Source organism: Acidaminococcus sp. BV3L6 (assembly GCF_000468835.1).
In the GTDB taxonomy this organism is placed as follows: Bacteria; Bacillota; Negativicutes; order Acidaminococcales; family Acidaminococcaceae; genus Acidaminococcus; species Acidaminococcus intestini.
On sequence record NZ_AWUR01000052.1, the window covers coordinates 1 to 4,132 of the forward strand.

Consider the following 4,132-nt stretch of genomic DNA (forward strand, 5'->3'; position numbering starts at 1 on the left):
AAAAAGAACCGTCCATCGGCCTGATGTGTACCCCAAAAACTGGACGCATATAAATTAGTTAAATGGCATTAGTGGATGTTTCCCGATATATTTCGGGAGGCATCCATTTTGTTTTTTTCTGAATCCTTTCCTTGTTGAAATAATGAATGTATTCTTTCACTGCTTTAGCAAATACCTTGAACGAGGTGTATTCTTTTTCGCTTCCGTAATACATTTCATTTTTCATCCGACCAAAAAAGGTCTCCATAATACTGTTGTCATAGCAGTTGCCCTTACGCGACATTGACTGTATAATTCCATGCTTTTTCAATTCACTTCTGTAAAATTCATGCTGATACTGCCATCCCTGATCCGAGTGCATAATTAACCCCTGTAAATTCCTGAATTTCTTAAAAGCTCGGTTCAGCATCCTTTTGATTTGGTTAAGATTAGGAATCATCGATAAATCATAGGAAATGATTTCGTTCGTATTCATATCCAGGATGGGGGAAAGGTAGCATTTTCCCCATGAGAAATGAAACTGTGTTACATCCGTTGTCCATTTCTGCAGTGGCCTGTCCGCTTTAAAGTTTCTCTGGATGATGTTGCCGGCCACTTTCCCGACTTCTCCTTTATACGAATGGTACTTTTCTTTCGGACGCTTGCCAAACAGCTTCAGGTCATGCATGATACGCTGCACCCGTTTGTGATTGATATGGAAGCCGCGGTTCACCAGCTCGTGACAAACGCGCCGAACACCATATCTCTGCTTATTTTCCTCGAATATGTAACAGATTGTTTCCGTAATTGATTTGTTTCTTTCTTCTACACGATCGGTACGCTTCAATTCATAGTAGTAGGTCGACTTCGCTAATCCCGAGAATTTTAACAGGTACTTTAACGGGTGTCCTTCCTGGCGGAGTTCCTGGATGACTGCTGCTTTTTCGCCTTGAGCTGCGCAGCCCATTTTTGTCGTCTCAAGGCGATTTGTTTTTTTATTACAGCATTCTCCGCTTTTATGTAGGCATTCTCTGCGCGCAGACGAATTAATTCTTCCCGTTCACTTTCATTTAATGGTTTGGGGCTCTTCGTATTTCTTTTCATGGGCTGATCCTTTCTATGCTGACCTTTCTTTTTACTTACGAGCCCATTATACCCCTCTTCTCTGTATTTACGAACCCATTGGTACAAAAGACCATAGCTCATACCATATTGACAGGCGACAGCCATCATTGACTGTCCGGCATTTACTTGTGAAACCAATTCAAGTTTCTCCTCTGGGGACCATGCCTTGTAATGTGCTTTGTGACACAATGCTTCCGGTCCGCCAGCCTGTTCGATACGATTCCAAGTACGAATCTTGTTACGGAAATTTGCTGTTTTAATTCCTTTAGGTGTTTTTACCCACTTACCTTGACGATAAAGTTCTACACACATCAGCTTAAATTCAGTCGTATAACGCAAAATGTACCCTCCTTACTGGGTGTCCAGTAAAGAGGGTACATTTCAGCCCTTTTTAGGCTCTTTTAGTCTCTTTTATCCGCTTTTTTAGACAAATTTCTTGAGATTCGTCATGCTGTGAAGGCTGAGGGCAATGGTCGACCCATTGTGCAGCAGTGCTGTTGTCGCTGGAGGCAGGATACCGGCTACACCAAGGGCAATCAGCGCGGCATTAAAGGAAACAACAAAATCATAGTTGAAATTGACACGCTTCATGAGCAGGTTGCTCAGTTCCTTTAGAACGATGAGCTGATGCAAGTCGCGGGCCGAAATGGTGATATCGGCAATTTCACGGGCAATATCAGCCCCTTCGGCAATGGCAATCCCAGCGTCTGCTTCAGACAAGGCAGGGGAATCATTGATACCGTCGCCTACCATGACGACACGGTGTCCTTCGGCCTTGGCGGCTTTGACGAACTGAGCCTTTTCCTCAGGCAGGACTTCCGCGTAAAACCGATCAAGCTCCAACGTCGCGGCTACATTTTCTGCTGTCCGTTTGCTGTCTCCCGTCATCATGACAAGGTTCTGGAAGCCAACGCGGCGCAGCGCCTTCATGACCTCCACAGCTTCCGGGCGCAAGGGATCGGAAATGCAGATGATGGCCATAAGGACCCCGTTCAATGCCATAAAGACATGGGAATAAGCTGGGGAACGGCTTTCGAACAGGTCTTCCTGACCCTCCGGGACACGGCAGTGCTCATCTTCAAAGATGAAGTGATGGGACCCGATGACAATCCGTTTGTCCCCGACACGGGAAGCAATCCCATGAGCTACGATGTATTCCACTTTACTATGGAGTTCATCATGGGTGATGCCTTCATCGGCAGCTTGACGCACAATGGCATTGGCCACAGAGTGGGGAAAATGTTCTTCCAGGCAGGCGGCATAGCGAAGGACCGTTTCCCGACTGTAACCATCAAAGCAAATGACGTCAGCAACCTTCGGCTTGGCAAGGGTCAGTGTTCCCGTCTTATCAAAGACAATGGTATCCGCCTCTGCCACCGCTTCGAGGAACTTGCCACCCTTGACCGTGATCTTGTAGGTACTGCATTCACGCATGGCTGACAACACCGCCAGCGGCATGGAAAGTTTGAGCGCGCAGGAAAAGTCAACCATGAGGACCGCCATGGCCTTCATAACATTGCGCGTGATCAGATAGGTCAGGAGGGTTCCGCCTAGGCACCACGGCACAAGACGGTCAGCCAAATGATTGGCCCTTCCTTCGAGGTTCGATTTAAAAGCTTCCGAATCCTCGATCATCTTAACGATTCGGTCAAAACGAGTATCCCCCACCGTTCCCGTCACCCGGATGCAGATTTCCCCATCTTCCACAACGGTTCCAGCAAAGACTGTTCCATCGACGGTCTTACGAACCGGCATCGATTCACCTGTCATGGAGGCCTGGTTCACGAGGGCTTCACCGCCCGTCACCAACCCATCAAGGGGAATGGTGCTTCCCATCTTGACACTGATGACATCGCCCTTTTCCACTTCAGTTAAGGGCACTTCGATTTCCGTTCCATTTTCAAGGACCTTCCATGCGGTATCCACGTTAATGGACATATGGGAAGCCAGATCATGAACGGATTTTTTTAGGGTCCACTCTTCCAGGATATCTCCAATTCCAAGCAGCAGCATGATCGAGCCGGCTGTACCAAGGTCGTTTTGAAGCATAGCCGCCGTAATGGCTGTTGCATCAAGGACCGGTACATCGAGTTTGCCTGAAAGAAGGCTCTTGACACCCTTACGGATAAAGCCTAGGGTGTGATACCAGGCACGGAGCATGCGCACAGGCATGGGCAGGAACCACTTACAGGCAAAATGACGCGTCACATGGGAAATCAGACGATTGCGGTAGGTCCGATTGAGGATCAGGGCATCCGCCTGATGCTTGCTGGACTTTTGGAGGCCCGGATCATTGGGGTCAAGATAGGCCAAGGTGTCCAAAAGAATAGGACGAAGAGAAGCCCTCTTGTCCGGAGCAAAGGTAATCGCAACTTCGCCCGATGCACTGTAAAGCTTAACCTTGTAAACTCCACTGATCCTTTCCAGGCGGGAAAGGATCACAGCGCCCTGCCGGGCATCAAACCCACGGAAGAGGACTCCTTTAGCGGACAAGCAGCGAACATGGATCCGGTCCCGGACCTCATGAATCATTTGAAATTTCACGATTGTCCCATCCTTTCTTCCTAGGAAATAGGGGTTTAGGCCTTATCTTCCACAGGTGTCAAGGCGTCTTCTTTAGCCTTCATCTCAGCAAGTTCCGCTTCTTCCCGTTTACGATTTTCTTCCTTGGCTTGGGCCACGATGTCATCAGCCTGGGCATTGAGGCAGGCCGCACTTTTTTCAGCGCATTTCTGTATGCGCAGGGCAGCAGCCGTCGCGCCAACGGCTGCTTTTTTCATGCATTTGCTCTTGAAAAAGACACGGGCCGCAAGCCCCAGAGCAGCACCGCTCACAACCATACCAACATGCATCCAATCTTCTCTTTCCATAGATAGCACCTCTCTCCAAGATAATATACAGCTAACTCATTAGGAGATTCTTTAGTTTTGAATCTCTTTATCTTGTCATTATAGCCTTTTCTTTCTCCTGAAACAAGCCAAAATCTTGATGATTCTTACGAGAAACTCTAAACGTTCCTCAATTTTTT

General features: G+C 47.8%; 4 protein-coding genes. All 4 read right to left on the bottom strand.

Annotated features, from left to right (window positions below; all coding sequences use genetic code 11):
• Window positions 1-58 precede the first annotated feature (58 nt).
• On the bottom strand, window positions 59-946 hold the full coding sequence (locus HMPREF1246_RS09385) for an IS3 family transposase (protein WP_021737362.1): 888 nt from the start codon (window positions 944-946) through the stop codon (window positions 59-61).
• Window positions 877-1,443 (bottom strand): helix-turn-helix domain-containing protein, encoded by a 567-nt coding sequence (locus tag HMPREF1246_RS09390; RefSeq protein WP_035224754.1) that lies wholly within the window; start codon window positions 1,441-1,443, stop codon window positions 877-879. Before HMPREF1246_RS09390 ends, HMPREF1246_RS09385 begins: the two co-directional genes overlap by 70 nt.
• Window positions 1,444-1,527: 84 nt before the next feature.
• Window positions 1,528-3,648, bottom strand: a complete 2,121-nt coding sequence (locus HMPREF1246_RS09395; RefSeq protein ID WP_021737361.1) for a heavy metal translocating P-type ATPase — start codon at window positions 3,646-3,648, stop codon at window positions 1,528-1,530.
• A gap of 35 nt (window positions 3,649-3,683) precedes the next feature.
• Window positions 3,684-3,974 carry a DUF6110 family protein gene (locus HMPREF1246_RS09400; protein WP_014128069.1) on the bottom strand — a complete coding sequence of 97 codons (291 nt, stop codon included), beginning with the start codon at window positions 3,972-3,974 and terminating at the stop codon, window positions 3,684-3,686.
• Between the last annotated feature and the right edge of the window lie 158 nt (window positions 3,975-4,132).

Bases quoted from the DNA above. Each gene is read 5' to 3' on its own strand.
- HMPREF1246_RS09385 (WP_021737362.1), bottom strand. From the start codon at position 946: ATGGGCTGCGCAGCTCAAGGCGAAAAAGCAGCAGTCATCCAGGAACTC.
- HMPREF1246_RS09400 (WP_014128069.1), bottom strand. From the start codon at position 3,974: ATGGAAAGAGAAGATTGGATGCATGTTGGTATGGTTGTGAGCGGTGCT.